This window comes from Methylomagnum sp., assembly GCF_054333355.1.
Map to the genome: position 1 here is coordinate 1 of NZ_JBTEKS010000509.1, position 2,607 is coordinate 2,607.

3 protein-coding genes are annotated in these 2,607 nt (G+C 62.2%); all 3 read right to left on the reverse strand.

What is annotated here, in order from left to right:
* Positions 1-370: 370 nt before the first annotated feature.
* A complete protein-coding gene (locus ACXWUF_RS21795; RefSeq protein WP_458496618.1) occupies positions 371-736 on the reverse strand; it encodes a diacylglycerol kinase in 366 nt (121 codons plus the stop codon).
* A 106-nt stretch (positions 737-842) separates the two neighbouring features.
* Positions 843-1,880: an MJ1255/VC2487 family glycosyltransferase gene (locus ACXWUF_RS21800; RefSeq protein ID WP_458496619.1), complete on the reverse strand. Its 1,038-nt coding sequence runs from the start codon at positions 1,878-1,880 to the stop codon at positions 843-845.
* Positions 1,877-2,401 (reverse strand): phosphatase PAP2 family protein, encoded by a 525-nt coding sequence (locus ACXWUF_RS21805; protein ID WP_458496620.1) that lies wholly within the window; start codon positions 2,399-2,401, stop codon positions 1,877-1,879. Before ACXWUF_RS21805 ends, ACXWUF_RS21800 begins: the two co-directional genes overlap by 4 nt.
* Positions 2,402-2,607 lie beyond the last annotated feature (206 nt).

Genomic DNA, 2,607 nt, shown 5'->3' on the forward strand with positions numbered 1-2,607 from the left:
GCTCAGCCAACGGGAACGCCGGGAATCCGCCGTTGGGTTGTCCGGTTCGCTCCCTTCGACTCCGCTCAGGAAACGCCTTCGATTCCGTTCAGGAAACGAACCGGACAGCTCAGCGGCATCGAAGTCTGGACGTTGTTAAAGCATTTTCATTTTGGCTTTATGGCGTTCACGTAGGCCGACTCGGTTTTGAAAACCGAGCCGGCCTTTCTCGCTGCCGTACACTCATGTTGAAAACGCGCCAGGCCATCTCCTTAACATCCCCTGCCTTCATCACCCTGACGCATAACGCCGGGATAATCATTCCCAGGATGCGGAACGCATACGAGCCTTGCGTCGCACTGGGCCACGGACGGCCCACCACCGCGCCGGTTCACGTCGGCCACAACACCAACAGCCACACCAAGCCCGCCGCCAGCAAGGACAGCAGCACCGCCGCCGAACCCACGTCCTTGGCCCGGCCCGACAGTTCATGGCGCTCGAAGCCGATCCGGTCCACCACGATCTCGATGCCGGTGTTGAGCAGCTCCACGATGAGAACCAGCAGCACGCTGCCCACCAGCAAGGCTTTTTCCAGGCCGGTTTTGCCTAGATACAAGCCCAGCGGGAAGGCGACGGCGAGAAGATAGACCTCCTGCCGGAAGGCTTCCTCGCTCTGCCAAGCCGCCTTGAAGCCTTTCATGGAATTGAGGAACGCCGCGTTGATACGGGCCGCGCCCGTGAGATTTTGGCCTGCCATAAGATCGGTTTTGAATGGTTGGAATTGTGGAAAGGAGTACGGGCGTCCCCGCCCGTGGGCGGCCCCGCCGGTTGGGGGCCTGGAGGGCCGCGCTCCGGGGTCAGATTCAGAGGCGCTGGACTTGGCTCCAAACGCCGTCGATCCAGGATTTTTCCACCCTCAACTCGCCCCGCGACAGCCAATCGGCCACCGCTTGGGCCACGTCGGGATAACGCACCTGGATGGCCCGGCTTTGTTCGAGCCAAGCTTCGATGGTGGGACCGTCCAAGCGCTGCATGACCTCGCCCAATTGCAGGACGTCCAGGGCCAGCGCGTTGGAAAGCTGCTCCAACTGCCCGCGCAGTGGCTTCACCAGGATTTTCTTGCCCTGATGTAGCGCCTCGCTGGGCAGTTCGAAGCCCGCGTTGCAGATCACGCCCGCCGCGTCGGCGAAGTCGCGCTGGAATTCCGTCCGGGACAAGGGCTTGACCTGGATGTGGTCGGCGTGTGGCGGCGACCCATCCAGCGGGGTCGGGCTGTAAACATGAAACTGATAGTGACGGAACGGCGTCAGCAGGCGGACGACCTGATTCACGTCTTCAAAGGGCAGATAAACGATGATTTTATCCGGCTGTGGCGCCGGGGACGCCAGGTCGGTTTCGATGAGGGGCGGCAGGATGGGCTGGTGGAAGTGATGCCAATGCACGCCCAGCCCCACGGAGACCGGGGCGAAATGCTTGAGCACCTGGGTGCCGAGGAGGTCGGCCCCGCCCTTGGGGATGTCGTAGTTGAAGGCGTACTGGTGGCCGATGCCGACGGTCTTGACGCCGCGCGGCTTGGCGGCCCAGGCCGTGACCGGCTCGAAATCGCTGATGACCAGATCGTAGCCGCTTAAATCCAGATTTTTCACATCGCGGACGAAGGCCGGAAGGTTGTTGCGGAAGGCGGTCTTGAGGTAGCGCACATGGCCGGATTGGGTGGCGAAGGTCAGGCCGGGCCGCCATTGGTAATCACCGAAAACCTCCATCTCGAACAGATTTTCCCAAGGCCGCCCCGTGAATAGAAAAGTGGTTTCGATGCCTGCCTGCTTGAGCTTGGGCGCCATGGCCCGAGCGCGGGTGATGTGTCCATTGCCGGTGGCTTGGACGCCATAAAACAATTTCACTGCCAAAGTAGCTCCAAACTGATGAGGGCCAGCCCGGTGCCCAGCAGGGCGCCGATCAGCGTGTCGGTGGGAAAGTGAACGCCCAGCACCACCCGCGCCATGCCGATCAGCGCGGCCCACGCCAGCAGCACGGGCGAGAGGGCCGGATATTGGAACGCCAGCAAGGTGGCGACCAGGAACGCGGCGGAGGTGTGGCCGGAAGGAAAGCTGAAGCGGTCGGAGGGGATGATGAAGCTCGGGATGTTGAGCGCGACCGGCGGACGGTCCCGGCGGCACGAGTTCTTAAGCACGAAGTACACGGGGCGCTCGATGGCGAATCCCAGGGCGAGGCAGGCCAGCAAGTTCAACTCGGCGGGCTGCCCAGACCAGCCCAGCAGCAGGGCCAGGACCACATACCAAGGCCCGTCGCCGGTCTTGGAAATGGCGCGGGCGGCGGACACCAGGAATTTTTGGGACTTGCGCCGCGTCACCCACAGAAACAGGCTGACGTCGACGCTGTGAATCGTCTGTATGAATTTCATGGCTTGGCACTCCCATAGTGGTAGTGCGGCCAAATTAAGCGCGCCGCATGACACGCCGGTGACGGCTTGGTGAAGAGTCGATGACGGCGGAAAACCAAGCGCTATGATTGTTGGGATTTGGCCGAAGCAACTTCCGCGAACCGTTGTGGGAGCGGTCTTTAGGCCGCGACCGGTCGCGGAATCGTCGCCGTCTAAAGAACCCTCCC